The organism is Chitinophaga sp. 180180018-3 (genome assembly GCF_037893185.1).
GTDB lineage: Bacteria > Bacteroidota > Bacteroidia > Chitinophagales > Chitinophagaceae > Chitinophaga.
The window spans coordinates 538,800-555,934 of sequence record NZ_CP140772.1 but is presented as its reverse complement, the minus strand read 5'-3'; the positions used below and the strand labels follow the sequence as shown (position 1 = coordinate 555,934).

13 protein-coding genes and 1 tRNA gene are annotated in these 17,135 nt (G+C 46.9%); 1 reads left to right on the top strand and 13 read right to left on the bottom strand.

Annotation, left to right across the window (positions count from 1 at the left end; all coding sequences use genetic code 11):
- Positions 1–2 precede the first annotated feature (2 nt).
- From UNH61_RS02220 to UNH61_RS02160, 13 genes are all read right to left on the bottom strand, one after another.
- A complete protein-coding gene (locus UNH61_RS02220) occupies positions 3–1,313 on the bottom strand; it encodes a glucoamylase family protein (RefSeq protein ID WP_326990477.1) in 1,311 nt (436 codons plus the stop codon).
- 10 nt (positions 1,314–1,323) lie between these two features.
- The gene (locus tag UNH61_RS02215) at positions 1,324–2,988 is read right to left on the bottom strand and encodes a glucoamylase family protein (RefSeq protein ID WP_326990476.1); all 1,665 of its coding nucleotides are present in this window, start codon (positions 2,986–2,988) and stop codon (positions 1,324–1,326) included.
- A gap of 8 nt (positions 2,989–2,996) precedes the next feature.
- On the bottom strand, positions 2,997–3,824 hold the full coding sequence (locus UNH61_RS02210) for a LamG domain-containing protein (RefSeq protein ID WP_326990475.1): 828 nt from the start codon (positions 3,822–3,824) through the stop codon (positions 2,997–2,999).
- A gap of 18 nt (positions 3,825–3,842) precedes the next feature.
- On the bottom strand, positions 3,843–5,327 hold the full coding sequence (locus tag UNH61_RS02205) for a RagB/SusD family nutrient uptake outer membrane protein (RefSeq protein WP_326990474.1): 1,485 nt from the start codon (positions 5,325–5,327) through the stop codon (positions 3,843–3,845).
- 17 nt (positions 5,328–5,344) lie between these two features.
- Positions 5,345–8,665, bottom strand: coding sequence for a TonB-dependent receptor (locus UNH61_RS02200; protein WP_326990473.1), 3,321 nt, complete (start codon positions 8,663–8,665; stop codon positions 5,345–5,347).
- A 161-nt stretch (positions 8,666–8,826) separates the two neighbouring features.
- The gene (locus UNH61_RS02195) at positions 8,827–9,915 is read right to left on the bottom strand and encodes a FecR domain-containing protein (RefSeq protein ID WP_326990472.1); all 1,089 of its coding nucleotides are present in this window, start codon (positions 9,913–9,915) and stop codon (positions 8,827–8,829) included.
- Between the two features lie 87 nt (positions 9,916–10,002).
- Positions 10,003–10,572, bottom strand: coding sequence for an RNA polymerase sigma-70 factor (locus UNH61_RS02190; RefSeq protein WP_326990471.1), 570 nt, complete (start codon positions 10,570–10,572; stop codon positions 10,003–10,005).
- A gap of 101 nt (positions 10,573–10,673) precedes the next feature.
- The gene (locus UNH61_RS02185; protein WP_326990470.1) at positions 10,674–11,069 is read right to left on the bottom strand and encodes a hypothetical protein; all 396 of its coding nucleotides are present in this window, start codon (positions 11,067–11,069) and stop codon (positions 10,674–10,676) included.
- The gene (locus tag UNH61_RS02180) at positions 11,053–11,802 is read right to left on the bottom strand and encodes a methyltransferase (protein WP_326990469.1); all 750 of its coding nucleotides are present in this window, start codon (positions 11,800–11,802) and stop codon (positions 11,053–11,055) included. The genes UNH61_RS02185 and UNH61_RS02180 overlap by 17 nt, the downstream gene beginning before the upstream one ends.
- Positions 11,790–12,527, bottom strand: a complete 738-nt coding sequence (locus UNH61_RS02175) for a DUF2071 domain-containing protein (RefSeq protein ID WP_326990468.1) — start codon at positions 12,525–12,527, stop codon at positions 11,790–11,792. Before UNH61_RS02175 ends, UNH61_RS02180 begins: the two co-directional genes overlap by 13 nt.
- A 9-nt stretch (positions 12,528–12,536) precedes the next feature.
- Positions 12,537–12,881, bottom strand: a complete 345-nt coding sequence (locus UNH61_RS02170; RefSeq protein ID WP_326990467.1) for a DoxX-like family protein — start codon at positions 12,879–12,881, stop codon at positions 12,537–12,539.
- A 40-nt stretch (positions 12,882–12,921) separates the two neighbouring features.
- Complete coding sequence (locus tag UNH61_RS02165) at positions 12,922–15,813, bottom strand: triple tyrosine motif-containing protein (RefSeq protein WP_326990466.1); 2,892 nt, start codon at positions 15,811–15,813, stop codon at positions 12,922–12,924.
- A 102-nt stretch (positions 15,814–15,915) separates the two neighbouring features.
- On the bottom strand, positions 15,916–16,758 hold the full coding sequence (locus tag UNH61_RS02160; protein WP_326990465.1) for a rhomboid family intramembrane serine protease: 843 nt from the start codon (positions 16,756–16,758) through the stop codon (positions 15,916–15,918).
- A 280-nt stretch (positions 16,759–17,038) separates the two neighbouring features.
- On the opposite strand from UNH61_RS02160, the gene UNH61_RS02155 reads away from it, so the two are divergent.
- Positions 17,039–17,112, top strand: a tRNA-Asp gene (locus UNH61_RS02155).
- Positions 17,113–17,135 lie beyond the last annotated feature (23 nt).

The following is a 17,135-nucleotide window of genomic DNA, read 5'->3' as shown; positions in this document are numbered from 1 at the left end:
CTTTATTTTTTTTCCGGGAAGCCAAGCCGCTGCAGCCCCTGCTGTACTTCGGGACAACTCATAAATAATTTCCACATCAGACCGGTACGGTAGTTCTCTATCATCACTATAATCGGCCCCTGATCAATAGCCAGATGGGAAGTAGCATACCATTGTTTTGTTTCGTTAAACGCATCCGTAAATCCGTAATCGCTCCAGATCTTATCGCCCAGTTTGTAGTAGAAATATTTCAGCGCCTGCATAGAATATTCCGGCGTGTACGGAAAAGCAGATAGCGCCGCAGTGGGAGTGATAGTGCCCCAATCATTCTCCGGTGAATGTGCGTTATAACCGTTGTAAGTATCACTGGCTGTAAGTCCCCAGCAGTCGGCTCCGTATCCCTTAAAGCCCTTAGGATTCTGCATACAATACTCGCGGTTTATCAGGGTATGATTCCGGTTCTGCTCCCAGTAATCAGCATAACGATCTTTCAGGCCGCGGGGATCCAGTCCCATAAAAGAATAGTGAGAGAAAAACAGCGGGCCGCCATAGTCAAATCCCAGCGGAAGTTTGATGCCGTAAAAACTGCGATCGTTCCTGAAGTAGATATTATTCACCCAGCCTTTATGATATACATCCGGACTGATGGCATAACGGGGAGAAGATGCGGCGAGTACATAAGTGATCAGGCATTCGTTCCATCCCCTGATTTCGTGGTTCATGCTCCAACCCTGATTAGGGCTCCAATGCCAATACAGTACATCTCTTCCTCCTTGTGTATACCAGTTCCATTCTGTTTCATTCCAGGTCCAGTTGATTTTATTCCGGAGCTCTTTTTCCTCAGGTGTATCCCGGTTGAAATACTGCCGGGCACATAACAGGCCTTCAAAGAGGAAAGAAGTTTCTACAAGGTCGCCGCCATCGTCTTTACGGCTGAATGGAATAGTTTTTCCTGTTGCCCCGTTGAGCCAGTGCGGGAATACGCCATGATAGTTGTCGGCCTTGCGAAGGAAGTTGATCATTTTCAGCATGCGTTCCACTGCTGCCTCTCTGGTGATCCATCCTCTTTCCGTGGCAACAATAATCGCCATCACGCCAAAGCCGGTGCCACCGGTAGTTACTACTTCATCTCCGTAATCGAATGATTTGTTACTACGTTCTCTGGCCATCCCTGATACCGGATGTCCGAAATCCCAGAAGTAGCGGAACGTCTGTTTCTGCACCAGCTCCAATAACTGTTCATCTGTCAGTTGCTGTGGCCGTACCGTCTTTTTCTGTTGCGCCGTCAGTGGCTGCATGATAAAGAACAGGCATATAAATGCGATATATCTCATGATTATTATTTTAAAGATTCGGGCTGCTAAAGCCCAGGTTATGCATACCGGTTTTTACTTCCGGGCAGCTCATAAATAATTTCCACAATAACCCTGACCGATAATTTTCGATCATAACGATAACCGGCCCCTGGTCTATGGCCAGGAAAGAGTCTGCAAACCATTTGCGTTGCAGTGAAAAAGCATCTGTGAATCCATCCTCTTTCCAGATCTTATCTCCCAGTTTGTAATAAAAGAATTTCAGTGCCTGCATGGATTCCACAGGTGTATAAGGGAAACTGGCCAGTGCTGCTGTTGGAGCAATCACGCCCACGTCATTACCCGGCGAGCTTGCCGTATAGCCGTTAGGGATATCGCTTGCTGTAAGTCCCCAGCAATCGGCCCCATAGCCATAATTGCGGGCCGGATTAGCCACACAATAAGCATAGTTGGCGCGGGCATGGTTCTTCACCTGTTGCTCATAGTCTGCATACTGATCTTTCAATCCTATCGGGTTAATACCCAGGAAAGAGTAGTGCGAGAAAAACATCGGTCCACCGGAAGGCTGCCCCAATGGAATAGTAACGCCATAAAACGACGCAGTATTCCGTATGGCGCCGTTTCCTGCCCATCCGTTGTTATATACCACGTTGGGAACAGGATTAGGTGCACTGGCTGCGAGTACGTAGGTAATAAGACATTCGTTCCATCCTCTTATCGGCAGGTTCATGTCCCACTGGTACTTTTCACTCCAGTGCCAGTACAACACATCTTCATTATTTTTCCGGAACCAGTTCCATTCGACAGCGTTATAAATATTGGTGATGTTGTTTCGTAGCTGCGTTTCCGTTATATCTGCTTTATTAAAATACTGCCGGGCTGTTAGCAGGCCCTGTATCAGGAAAGAGGTTTCTACCAGGTCCGCTCCATCGTCTTTGGCGCTGAAGGGAATGACTGCTCCTGTGCTGCCGTTGATCCAGTGCGGAAATGCGCCGTGGTAGCGGGCTGCTTTGGTGGTCAGGAAACCGGTAATTTTTGTGAGCATGGCCAGCCCTTCACTGCGACTAATAAAATTGCGCTCCGTTGCGGCGACGATTGCCATGATACCGAATCCGGTTCCGCCTGTAGTAACGGTTTCTCCGCTGGTGTTGCGTTCTCTGGCCATACCGCTAACCGGATGGGCCAGCTCCCGGAAGTATCTGAATGTTTGCTGCTGCACAAGTGTGAGCAGGGCATCATCGTTGATGCGTGGAAATTTATCTGTTGTATCAATGGCGGTGGTCAGCGACACCGTAATTGCCGACAGGAGGCGGGCATTTTTCACAGACGTAAGTCCCGTACCGGCGGTAATCGTATAGTCGCTGAGGTTAGTTAGCGCAGATACCGGTTGCAGCACAATAGTACTATCGCCTTGTTCCCAGCCGACATTAAATGGTACAGCTGCCCCGCCGGCGGCATTGAAGGAACAGGCCACCGTTGCAGAATTGCGCGAGATGGCGTCTGTAAATGTAATTTTAATCACTGGCCTGGTACCAGTACCAACATAGCTAAACCCGGAAGATTGGCCGTCTACATTCAGGGATGTAAAACTCAGTGCCACCGGTGTAACAGGCGGAGGCGACGCCTTGTCGCCTCCGCTTTTGCCGCATGCTGCTGTCAGCAGCAGCAGCAGGTGATATAATAATATTCGTTTCATAGCGTCTGCTATTTACCTCGTCCTTCCAGTTTCACAAGTGCGCTGATATCATTTTCTTCCAACGCCTTGTTATAAATCCTTACTTCATCGAGTGCTCCTGTCAGATAGCTGGCCCAGTCCTGCGCAGTGGAGGCAGAAGTCAGGCTTGGCACTGTCTGGAACTGCGAAGTACCGAATACAATCTTACCCGGATTAGTAAACTGGAGCTGACCGTAGCCTGTGATAACCTTTGTATCTATTTTAGAGCCATTCACATATACTTTAAAAGTATCCGCACCGTTGTAAGACACCGCAATACTTGCCCATTTATTCCAGATGTTCATCACTTCGTAGTTTCCCAGCCATGCGTCTTTATTGTTGTTGCTGGCGTGTATTTTGAGGACGGCTTTCGTATCAGTACTTCCATTTTCAAAGAAGATATCCAGGTTCCCCCAGAAGGATTTAGTGTTGCTGATAGTAAAGAGGCCCACGATGCCTTTAGTATTCTGCGGATTATTCACCCACATGGTCACCGTAAAAGCTTTGAGGCTGGTGATAGATGTGCCGGGAGTAAACAAGGCATAAGACTGATCGGCGCCCTTTAGCGCGCTGCCTTTGATGCCTGCGGTGAAAGAAGTGCCACTGGCTTCTCCTGTAGTTTTGGAGATGCTGTCTGTAAGACTGCCTTCAAATCCCCAGTAAGCTACCAGATTGCCCGGGGCAATAGCGTTGCTACTGGAATAGCCGCCGATGGACAGTGCCGGGGCATAGCTGGCAGCATCGAATTTTTTATAGCAGGCCGACAGCAGCAAGGCGCCGGCAGCTAATATTGCGTATGATTGAAGTTTGAATTTCATGATGAAGATTGTTGAAGATTAATAACCAGGATTCTGAGTCAGTTTGCCGGAACTGATGTCGATTTCATTCTGTGGAACGGGCCACAGCTCATTCCTTCCGGCTTTAAATCCTTTAGGACCAAATACGGCGGCGCCTCTGCCCTGACGGATCACATCGAAGAAACGATCGTTTTCCATGGCCAGTTCTACCCTTCTTTCGTGCCAGATGGCATTTCTCAACGCTGCTTTATCAGTCGCCGTTACATCCGGGAGAATGTTAGGATTACCCTGGCGGGCGCGTGCTCTCACCGCGTTAAGGGATTGAAGCGCCTGAGCGGAGTTACCCAGCTCATTTGCTGCTTCAGCATTCATCAACAATACTTCTGAATAACGTATTACCCGTATATTCTGATCAGCACCTTCGGTGTAACCGGTAACAAACAACCTGAAAGGCACATACGATTTTTTGTTGTACATCGGGTTATCGCCCACTACAGGGATAAAATCACCTTCAGCAGTAGTTTCTCCACGGAAGATAATAGTTCCGCCAAGACGCGGATCATTGGGTTCAAATTCCTTTACCAGATCCTGGGTAGGTACATTGAAACCCCAGCCACCTCCAACTACGCCTCTTACACCCTGTATCTGGGAGTATTGTGAGTTGGAAGCATCTTTACTATCGAGGATAAGCTTACACTGAATCTCAAATACGGATTCTTTTGAATTTTCATTAGGGATGCGGAACAGCTGTTCAAAGTTGGGGAACAGGGTGTAGCCCAATCCCATAGCCTGATTGGTGTAGTTCAGTACATCCGCCCATTTATTCTGGTACATCGCCACCTTTGCGTGCAGCGACAACGCAGCGCCTTTTGTAGCCCGGCCCAGGTCTGCAGCTCCATAGGATGGCGGCAGTACAGCTGCTGCATCTGTCAGATCTTTTTCAATGGCAGCCCATACTTCGGCTTTGGGTGTGCGGGCCATGTTATAGTCTTCTGCACCAACCGGAAGCTTCAACCTCAGGGGCACATCTCCAAAGGCACGCACCAGGCGGAAATAGGCATATGCCCTGACAAATTTTGCTTCCGCAAGATAACGGGTTTTCAGTGCATCATCCATCTTGATACCCGGAACATTGTCCAGCACCTGATTACAGAAGTTGATCTCCTGGTACTGCGCCTTCCAGAAATCCTGGATCTGGCCTTCTGTAGCCGTCACTGTGAAATCGTCGTATTTATTGAGGAAGGTGGCATCTGACGCACTACTACCTTTTTCGGTATCATCGGAGCCCAGGCTTTCCACAGCAATTGATGCGAAACCTACCTGCTTCCATTCGCGCAGATTGGCATAGATGGCATTCACAGCTTTTGTTGCATCTCCTTCATTCTTCCAGAATTGCTCACTGGGCTGTTGCCCCTGCGGAGGAACATCCAGAAAACTTTTACCACAGGCGGAGATGAGCAATACAGCCGGCAATATAACGCCACCGGCTAAACGTTGTATATGAAGATTAATATTTCGTTTCATGGTCATTCAGCTTTTAATCAGAAAGTAACGTTTACACCGAAGTTGTAGGTAGCGAAGAGCGGATATACATTGTTATCGATACCTATGTTTCTCACAGTTCCACCAATCTCCGGAGAGAAGCCTCTATAGTGGAAGAAGTTAAATGCGTTCTGCGCGTTTACATAGAGACGCAGGTTCTTCATTCTCCATCTTTCAGCAAGTGCTGAAGGAATATTATATCCCAGCTGCAGGTTTCTTACCCTGAAGTAGCTACCGTTTTCCACGAAGAAAGAGTTAGGAAGATAGTTGTCGCGGCCACCGATATTCGCTGACGGATAGGTATTGGAAGTACCCTGCCCATGCCAGCGGTTGTTATAGAAATCCTTTGTAAAATTCTCGTTTCCGAAACGCGCACCCAGATTGGCGTTATACACTTCCATACCTGAAACCCCCTGCAGATCGATTGTCAGATCAAATTGTTTATAAGAGAAGAAGGTATTGATACCATAGGTATATCTTGGATTCGGATTACCTAACGGCACACGGTCGTTAAAGTCGATCACGCCATCCGGGCTACCTTTCGGACCGCTCACATCACGGTATTTAAAGTCGCCGGCTTTAGCGGTAGGCTGTGCGGAAGCCGCTGCTTCTGCATCTGTCTGGAAAATACCATCTACGATATATCCATAAAATTCACCGATGGGGCGGCCAACAATCGTACGGGTACTCCTGGCGCCACCAGTCAATCCGCCGCCACCGTCGTAAATCGGTGTCCTGGAAATTACATCCAGTACTTTATTGGCATTATAACCAACATTACCGCCTACGGAATACGTGAAATCCTTTCCTATCTTATCTTTCCAGGAAAGTGATATTTCCACACCACGATTCTGGAAAGTTGCCTGGTTAGCAACAATGTTGCCGGAAGTAGTACCTACAGAGCCTGGAATGGCCACATCAAAAATGGCGTCCTGGGTTTTCCTGTTGTAGTACCCCGCTTCCAGGTACAGTCTGTTCTTCAGCATAGCTGCTTCCAGTCCTACATCTGTTCCCACACCTTTTTCCCAGAAAGTGGTGGGAGGAACCACCATCGTGATACTGGCTCCGGTATAAGGCACATCTCCGAAAATAGCCGTCAGATAAGGATCCTGAGACACTCTCAATATAGAGATATCAGCAAGCACAGAAGCATTTCCTATTTGTCCCCAACTACCGCGGAGTTTCAGGTTACTGAAGAAATCCTGATTCTTCATGAATTTTTCCTCGCTGATTACCCAACCCACGCCAACAGAAGGCAGATAAGCCCAACGATGGTTACCGAAGAACTTGGAAGATCCGTCGGCGCGCAGAGAAGCCGTGAGCAGGTATCTGTCTTTGTAGGAGTAGTTCACGCGGCCAAAATAAGACGCCACCGTAGATTTCGCCCCCGCATCTTTCACTTCTCTGCCGGCTGTACTACCCAGTTTCAGGTACATATCACCTTCGCTGTTATTAGGCACATTTGGTGCGGTGGCTGTCAGTTTATAAAACTGTAACCCTTGTGCTCCCTGTCCTATCATCACTTTCAGGTTATGATCGCCAAATTTATTGTCGTAAGTCAGTGTGTTTTCCAATATCCAGTTGCGGATGTTTGTGCCATCGCGTGTAAGTTTACTGTTGGTGCTGCGCTGTGACAGTGTGGCAGCATAAACCGGTACATAATTGCGCATCAGGCTGTCGGTATATTCACCACCCAGGCTGGAATGGAATACAAAATGTTTCGCGATCCTCAGGTCTGCATAGACGCTACCAGTTACGGTTTGCCTTTTTGTGTATTGGTTAAAGAAATCCAGGGTAACCTGAGGGTTGAAGTTTGCACCATCACCCAGGTTAAAGTCATTAGGATCGCCATAAGCGCCATCCTTGTAACGAACCGGCACAACAGGACTGGCAGCAAACAGCTGGTGCCAGATACCATCGGGGATATCATTTGATTTACCGGAAGAAGCGGTCACGGTATATCCGATTTTCAAAGGTTCAAATACCTGGAAATCATTCTGCAAACGGGCGGTAAAACGTGTGAAGTCATTGGATCTTACCAGGCCCTGCTGATTAAAATATCCTACGGAGAAATTATACGTTGATTTATCAGAGCCACCGCTGACAGACAGCTGATGGTTAGTTACCATAGCGTTTCTCAGCACCTGATGATACCAATCGGTTCCTTTTCCGAACTGGGAAGGATCCAGTAATGGCGGCTTGCCTACCTGTCCCATCAATTCATTCGTCAGTATGGCGTACTCGTTGGCATTCGCCATTTTCACATCGTTGGTAGGTTTCTGATAACCGATGTAGCCGTTGTAGTTCACGGTAGCAACACCGGCCTTACCTCTTCTGGTGGTGATCAGTACCACGCCGTTAGCCGCACGCACACCATAAATAGCCTCACTGGAGGCATCTTTCAGGATGCTCATGTTATCGATATCGGCAGGGTTCAGGAAGGAGATATCATCGTACCAGACTCCATCTACCACATACAACGGGCTATTGCTGCCATAAACGGAACCAACACCACGGATTCTTATTTCAGGTGCGGCGCCGGGTTTTCCGTTATTAGTGATCTGCACACCTGGTACTTTTCCCTGCAATGCGCTAATAGGGTTGGAAACCGGTTGTTTATTGATTTCTTCCGCTTTTATCTGGCCGATAGCACCGGTTACATCCACTTTACGTTGTACACCATACCCTACTACCACTACCTGTTCTACCTGGCTGATGGCTTCTTTGAGGGCAATGTTGATAACTGATTTACTGTTTACCGGAATTTCCTGCGAACTGAATCCGATAAATGAAACCACGAGGGTGGCGTTTTCAGGAACGGTCATGGTATAAGTACCATCCGCCCCGGTAACAGCGCCGCGGGAGGTTCCTTTTACGCTGATGGTTACGCCGGGCAGCGGAGAATTATCCGTTGCGCTGGTAACTTTACCAGTAATGCGTATATCCTGTAATTCCGGGGTGTTTGCCATGATCACCACCAGGTTATTCTCTATGATCTTGTACTTGAGATCTGTATCGCTCAGAATAGTGCTCATGAGATCTGCCAGACGTGTGTTGGCCACATCCACATTTACTTTTTTCCGGATATCTTTCAGCGCGTTGTTATACAGAAAACGATATTCGCCTTGTTTTTCTATCGTACTTAATACCTTGGCTATTTCAGCTTCTTTCAGACGGAGTGTTACGTTTCCTTGTCCCTTTGCGCTGGCGGATACCTGGAGCACACCTGCCAGCAGCAGTACGGCGGTCCAATTCATAATTAATAGTGCTTTGGTGAAGGCATGGGAAGGTCGTTTCGCAGTAATTAGCGATTTTTTCATACATTTAGATCTAGAGGTAATAAAATGGAAGCCGCCCGGTTTCTGGATTTGGTCAGCTTCCTGTTCTACTTCTTGAGGGAAATGTTGGCGCATTTCCCTTTTTTATTACCAGTGTGTTCAGGAAGAGTTGAGTTTGATCTCCTTTTTCATAACGGAAATAATTACTGGTTAATAATAATTTCAGTACCGTGGATACTAAAGTTAAACGCGGCAGTCATCTGTAATGCCTGCAAGGCTTGTTGTATGTTTTCCTGGGCAAATACGCCGGTAAAACGAAGTGTCTTTTTATGTTCATCGGCAAACTTAATAGAGACGCCATACCAGCGTTCCATTTGTTCGGCGAGGTTGGCAAAATTTTCGTCTCTGAAAACCAGTTTATTGTCCATCCAGGAGGTTTCTACAATTGCATCTGCCGTTTCTGCGTAATAGGTCAGATGCCCCACTGCCATCGTCGGGTTGGCGCCCGGGCTGGTTTGATGCAGGGAACTGGTTTCCTCTGTGACCTGTATCTTTTCTGTTGGCTTTAATATAATTTTCTCACCCGGTCTGCTGTTCAGGGAGGCTTCAATACTGCCCTGTATCAGGGCTGCTTCGGTATATTCATCCTCCGGGTATGCTTTCAGATTGAACCTGGTTCCCAATACTTTTACGTCCATTCTGTTGGTATGGATAATAAAGGGTGATCCTGCATTTTTGGCTACATCAAAAAAGGCTTCTCCGCTGAGGGTTACTTCCCTGCTGCCATTACCGAAGTCTTTTCCGTAAATGAGTTTACTTCCTGCATTCAGCCATACCTGAGATCCATCCGGGAGGCGGATGGAGGTACGGGAACCATTCCTGGTGCTCACTTCGCTCAGTGCGGCGAGTGATTGTGGCTTGCCTGCCGGCATGCGCTTCCATACTCCGGCCAGTACCAAAGCACCGGTTACGACGGCTGCTGCCAGCCAGGGCCATATTCTTCTGCGGGGTGGATCATTCAGCTGAAAAACAGCTGCCTGTTGCTCTTCGGAAGGTAATCCTATATTGATGCCGCGCTCCTGCATACGGCTGATCAGGCGCTGATGGGCTTCTTCAGCTGCAGCCCTGTCCGTATAACCGGGAGCGGTTTTCCAGATATCTGAAATAGCTTCTGCGGGGAAATGCAAATCGGGCTGGGCACGCAGTGCTGCGTCGAGCTCCTGCAGTTCTTCCGCAGAGGCTTCGCCGGCAAGTTTTCGTCCCATCAATTCCCAGATACGCTTATTGTTCATAACGTTTTTTAGTACAGCTGCTTATTTAGAGGTACCTGTTCCGGGGAAAATCTACTAAAGGGAAATAAAAAAAATTTTGAAGCTGGTTCAGCGGGGCGTTTTTTTCAATTGGATATTCAGCGCTCTTCCGATCCTGGCAATGGCCACAGCCAGCTGATTATCAATGGTTTTAACGGAAATATTCAGAATTTCCGCAATCTCTTTATACCGGAGTTTATCTTCTCTGATCAACTTAAAAATTATTTTGCATCGGGGTGGCAGGCCTTCGATGGCTGCTTCCACACGAGAGAGCATTTCAGCGGTCAGCAATAACTGTTCAGGATTCTGGAGAGGACTTTCCAGCTCTACCGCCAGATCGTCGATGGTAATGGAAGCTTGTTTTTGTTGTTTTAGCAGATATTTGAGCGCGGTATTTTTTACGGCTACATAGAGATACACCTGGAGATTCTCCACTTTCTCCAGCTGCTGCCGGCGCTCCCAGAAGCTGATAAACACGTCAGACACCACTTCTTCTGCGACTTCCGGTAGTTTCACAAAGGAGACAGCAAACTTCAGGAGGGGTTTGTACAGATGAATAAATAAATCCCTGTAGGCCACCTCATCATCGTATAAGCATATACGACGCTGCAATTCTCTGATCTCATTAGCGTGGAGCATAAAGTACTGCTTACCGGATCAAAGTAAAGAAAAAAATTTCTTATCCTCACTGTCAACCTTCATGACATTATCATAGCGACCTCATTATCAGTAGTCTGTCATCATCGATTAGTAGCCAGTAGAAATACGGCGCTGAAGTAGGCCCACAACAGTGAAAAAACAATGTGCACGGCTGTTTCCATCCGCTTGCCTCTCCATAATTCCGGAGAGTATACAAAAAACTGAAACAACAGGCGGCAACCCCAGAAAATAAATAGTCCTATCGCAAACATATGCCCCAGCTTTGTGTGCAATATATCATCGGGGGCATAGATGCAGCAGATGCCCATCAGAAATACGATCAGGCCAATAAAAAATGTATGCACATACATGATCTGCCTGCTGAGGAGGCTGACTTTCGAGAACTCCTTTTTCCAGTTGAAGTACTTGGGAAATACCAGGTGAACAAAAGACAATATCACTAAAAGATATCCTGTAATCTTAATATGCAGTTCCATTTTTTTGTAATATAAAGGCCGATAAAAAAGGGGTTATTTTCTGTTCTGCTGTTACCCTGAGACCTGAAGCCTCAAAGGTCTGCTGCCATTGTTCACGGGAGAAGAAATGCAGAAAACCGATATTATATGCGATAAAATTCCGGGTATCTCTCAAGTGCTCCAGCACTATTATTTTCCCCTGTTCATGCAGCCCGCGGGCTAATTCAGTGAAAAAACCGGACCGTTCCCCGTGATCCCGGATCTCATGAGCGGCCAGCAACAGGAATATCACATCTGCAGATGCTGTATCGAGTGGAATTCCATCCGTACGCATCTGCTGCGTGCCGGGATAAGCTGCATAAGCTTTTCTGGCCCGCCTGATGGATACTTCCGTATGTTTTTCCGGATCATAAAAATCGAACACCTTCCACCTGGCATCCGGGTATTTTCCGGCCAGTAAATGACTGGTTTCGTCGAACCCTGCGTTGATGTTCACCATGAGTAACCGGGCGCCGTTTTCCGGAATATCCAGCCATTGCAGATCATACAGCCCGGACGCATCGTATATGTACCACGACACGGTCAAAGACAACAGCAAACTGACTATCAGCAACCATAACAACAAAAGTACAGGAAAGTACTGCCGGAAACAGACACCTGCTGCCAGCAACAACAACGCTATCACATAGAAGTGCCAGTTAAAACGAATGATATTCCAGATTCCCTGAAATGGTTTCCTGTTCATTGCTTCCATATGTCCACTTTCCCTTTTTTCCAATAATAAGGAATATTCCGGATGATAAATGCATTTGCCAGCTTTGCCTGCTTCCACTCCGGTCTGTTCAGGAACCCGGCCTTACTGCCGATCACTTCTACCGGATGGGGTGTCCAGTTTTCACGTACGCCTTCAATGATTAATACTTTACGGGATCCGGGATCACAGGTAAAGGTAAACGGCAGGGGGCCTGCGAAACGCCGTGCCTCTTTCCAGCTGGCAAAGGGAGAACCTGCCGGTAATGCTGCATCAGGGTTAGCCATATTTACAGAGATATCCAGATCTGATTGCTTCGATAACACCTGCAGCGTATTCCCATCTTCCGTTACCCTGATATCTGTGGTCTGATAATTATAATGTGTAAAAATATTACCCAGCACGGCCATTTTCTTTTTATCTGTTTCCGACCGGAGTATGTACAATCCTCTCAGGCGCCGGCCATCGCTGTTTGTATAACGAACAAATATCCGGTATCCCGTCAACACAAAATCATTTCCCATAAAAGCCGGAAAACCCTTTGGTCGCAGGTTTCTTGTCTGCACTATTGCCACTGCCAGGAAAGCCTGGTCCATAAAAGTATCCGGCTCCAGCTGTGGCGGCACCAATGGTCTCAACACGTCAACCGGCAGCGCATAGGTAAGCACCAGCGAACTTTCAAAGAAAGCCTCCACAGCAAAAGGATGATTTTTCAGAAAGGTCAGCATATGTTCATTTTACGAATTCCTGTATTCATTCCAATAAATCAGACTAATAAACGCCGCTGCCACAATGATATTAATCCTGCCAAACAATAACAGGTCCGGCGCCCATATAAATTCGATCACATTCATAACAGCCACCAGCAATATTTGCAGCACTGCGCACCAACGCGATCGTATACCGGATATTATCCATACCGCCATTAAAATTTCCAGAAAGCCAATGATCCGGGTTAACAATGGCGCCGATTCCGGCCCAAGTATACGCGCTACTATCAATTCATGCCGCGGTACTCCGTTCAACAATTTACAATATAAGCCGTTTATCAGCCAAACCAGGGCGATGAAAAATTTCAACATGCAGTGAAATTACGAATTACGAAGCATACAAATAAAATGGCTAAAGACTAATCTCGTTTAAAAATTCGGTCATGGATTTCTCTGTGGGCAGGTTTAGTTTCTTGCGTAGCCGGTAACGCTTGATTTCTACGCCCCGTACGGAAATGGCCATCAGCTGAGCGATTTCTTTTGTGGATAACTTCAACTGCAGATAGGCGCAAAGCTTCAGATCTGTATTGGTCAACGCGGGATACCGGCTTTTCAGTTTCCGGAGAAAGTTGTTATTGAGCTCGTCGAAATGCGCGGCAAACTGGTCCCAGTTATCGCTGTTTTTCTCTGCATCGTTAAGCAGGAGCAATGCATTTTTTATTTCCGGATTATTGCCATTTTTTTTGTAGATGGAGGCCAGTATTTCTTTTACTTTGCCCAGGGCATCGCCGCGTTCTACCAGATGCATAGACGCATCAGCGAGTTCATTGTTTTTGAAATGAATTTCGCTGGCGAGTTTTTCATTCTGCAGCTTGATGATTTCCTTTTCATTTTTCTCCAGTTCCAGCTGATGAATATATTTCAGGCGTTGCTGCTCTTCTTCGAAGCGGCGTTGTTGTATACGCAATACCCGCTGCTGCCATCGGTTTAGCAGATATAGTATTCCGAGGAAGAGCAGTACGTAGAGAATATAAGACCAGATGGTTTTATACCAGGGCGGTCTTACTGTAAATGCATAAGCCACCGCATCTGATTCATGGCCAAGATTATCGTGCGCTTTTATTCTGAATGTATACCGTCCGGCGGGGAGGTTAGTATATTCTTTTTCAGATTTGGATGACCAGGCCGACCAGCGGCTGTCGTATCCTTCTAACTGGTAACTGTACTCAATAGTATTCTGCAAGCCGTAAGCGGGAGAGCTATATTCAAAATGAAAAGAGTTATAACTATCGGGCAGTGAAATAATTTCTTCTGCACTTTGCAGGTATCCTGTGGCGTTACGCTGGTGGAAGTAGCCGCCGAAAATAATGCTGTCGGGCCGGCCGAAAGCCTTTACCTGACCGAGTAATACCGTCACTGTTTGCTTATTGGCGGTATATTTTTCATAATTCAGATGAATGGTTCCCTTTTCTGAGCCAATGAAAATATTTTCTCTGTTATAGGGATAGATGTTCTCGAAGCCAAGTAATATCTTGCCTGTAAGCTCAGGAATCCAGGTAATGGTAAATGGCTTATTGCCAGAGGGCCGATGGAAATTTACGACCCCGGCAGATTTTCCGCTACAGAACCAAATATTCCCATCGGCATCTTCATTCAGATAACGGATCTCCATATTTCCGAAAACCGGTGCAAGAAAAGCGGAAGGAACGAAACGGCGGCTGGCAGCATCAAATTCATATATCCCTTTACTGGTGGCAAATACTACCCGGTTCTTCACCCTGAAAACATAGTTGCTCAAAGCAGATGGCAGCCCTGCACTGTCGGCATACAGATGGGAACTCAGTTTGCTGCCGTCGGCAGAGAGCTCGAACCGGTATATGCCACGGTAAGGGTGAGATGCCCAGATCACATTGTTGTTATCGATTTCGAGAAACCGCAACGATTCATTCACTCCTTCCAACCGGCCTTTATCGTGGAATGTATGCTGCGCAAATTCCAGCTTACGGATGCCGGTATAAGTACCCACCAGCACTTCGCTGGCCGGAAACACTGCGGCCATTGGCTTATATAGCCAGGCGCCCGTTTCCGAAAACAATGGTACGCTGCTGTGGTTTTCTAAAACGGCAGCGCCGGTATGTTGTCCAAACAACAGCTGATTGTTCACCACATCCATCCTCCAGATTTCCGCGCGGGTGTTCTTCACGCGGGTGAATTCTCCCTTACAAAAACTCAGATCGCCGGTAGTACTGCTCAGGGGCACATACCAGGCCCCATCAGAGGTGGCAACATACAATTCGTTATTATAAATGCGGGTAGAGTTGCCAGGCAACTCATTACTTTTACTGGGAGTAATATATTTAATCGCGGCGTTGTAGGCGATAAAGCTGATACCGTTATTGAGTCCTGCCCACAGGTTCCTGTTCCTGTCGAGGTACAATGCAATCACATCGTTATTCTGCAGTCCCTCTGCACGTGATATCTTCTGCACCACTTTACCATTGAAATCAACCACCATACAGCCTTCCGCCGAGGTAGCCAATACCATTTCACCAGCGTTAATACGGGCGGAAGTATTCACACTACCGCCGGTGAAGGGCGATTGCCGGGCTGTTACCAGTCCGTCTTTCAACAGGAAAGCACCGCTGGTTTGGGTATTAATCATGAGGCTGTCGTGCCCGATTTCTGCCATACCAGTAATCAGCATATTATTCAGCTTCAGTCCTGTATTCACCGGTACCCATTCGTTATTCCGGAAAAGTAGCAAGCCATTCTGCTTGTCCTGTGCATACAGTTTATTCCCGGCGAGTTTCATGTACATCCATTCATTGGGATATACCTTGATGCTGTTGTTGCGATATTCGAAGATCCTGTCGGTAGCCTGAAAGAAGACAGACTCTTTGTATATTTCTATCTTCCAGATATCAGCAAACTTATTATGGGCTTCAGGCACCAGTGTTTTCAGGGAAGTATAAACGAGGTTACCATTAGCGTCCGGGGAGAAAAATCCCAGTTCTCCCTGTCCACCGGCATATACCTTATCATGATCATCAAGGGCCAGTGCGCGTACAATAGTACGGTTAGGCAGTGGGTATATCTTCCAATGACTACCATCGTAAGTAAGCATCCCTTCGTTGTTGGCGAAATACATCATCCCCCGGCTATCCTGCTTAATATCCCATGTTTGGGTGCCAGCCTGGTAGTCACTTTTATTATAATTGATGATCTGGGGCAAGCCGATAGTGTTTTGCCCGGCCAGGATCTGACAGCATCCCATCAGTAAAAAGATCAGCCACAAATTTTTCATAGCAAGTAAATTCCCTGGTTGATGTAGTTTAAATTTATCATTAATCAGCCAATTGAAAAAAAAGGATGCGGGCTCCGGCGGAATAAACAAAGACCCGAGTTGTCAGTTCATCTCCTGTGAATATTGTTCCAGGCGTTCCCGTTCTGCTTTAGATAAGCTGTTAATTCCTTTAGTGTGAATTTTTTCCAGGAGCATATCTAATTCTTTCTGTTTGTTGGCACGCTCAAAATTATAGCGGTGATCTATATTGGCGAAGTTGTGATGTTTCCTGTAGAAGAGGTTATCAACCAGTAACAGGTAAGGCCGGGTAATGATAATGTAGATGAAAAACAGGCAGGGAATGCTGATAGCAAGAATAGTGGTGAAATTCTGCCAGATAGCGTGGGGTTCAAAGAAGAGCGCAATCAGCATTCCGGCGAGCGCACCACCCAGGTGTGCATCGTGGCCGATATTGTCCTGCCGGGATTTGATGCCATATACAGATATCAGTACAAAGAACAAACCATATAGCCAGCCGGGTATAGCCAGCAACCCCATTATACTGATGCTGATGCCAGGGTATATGGCAATGGTAGCAAAGATTACCCCGCAGATGGCTCCTGAAGCTCCTACAGAGCTGTAGTCGCTATCGTGCCGATGGATCAGCAGCGATAACAGATTTCCTGTGAGCAGGCTGCCGAAGTAAATGCTACAGAATTGTATACTGCCCAGGCCTTTTTCCAGCAGGAAACAGAATGCCAGCAGGGATATCATATTGAAAAGAAAATGACTCCAGCTGACATGGAGGAAACCTGAAGTAATCAATCGGCGGTATTCCCGGAAAACCAATACCCGTTCTATTTCAAAAGAATACCGTTCAAAGAAGGCCCGGTTAGCGAAGCCTTTATAGGAAAAGATGAAGTTCGCAAGGAGTATAATCAGGCTGATGGTTCCGGTATGGTTCATTGATCAGGACTTTGATTTACGGGCCAATTTTCAAACAGATCTACAATATGTAGAATAGTTTAAATATATTAAAAATATCCGGAAAAAAGCAAGTGGGTCAGCTGTACAATAACGGGGAAGGCTGTACGTCATATTCGGAATGTTGCGGTAACTTGCTGGTGGCTGTTCCTGGGCGAAATTTTAATTTTCTGAAAAAAAATTTGGAGGTTTGAATATAATGTTGCTACATTTGCAATCCCAAACGGGGATATGGATTGGCTGAAAAGCGCGTCTGTATTAAGGATCGGTAGTTCAGTTGGTTAGAATGCCGCCCTGTCACGGCGGAGGTCGCGGGTTCGAGTCCCGTCCGGTCCGCAAAAAGCGATACAAAATTCATC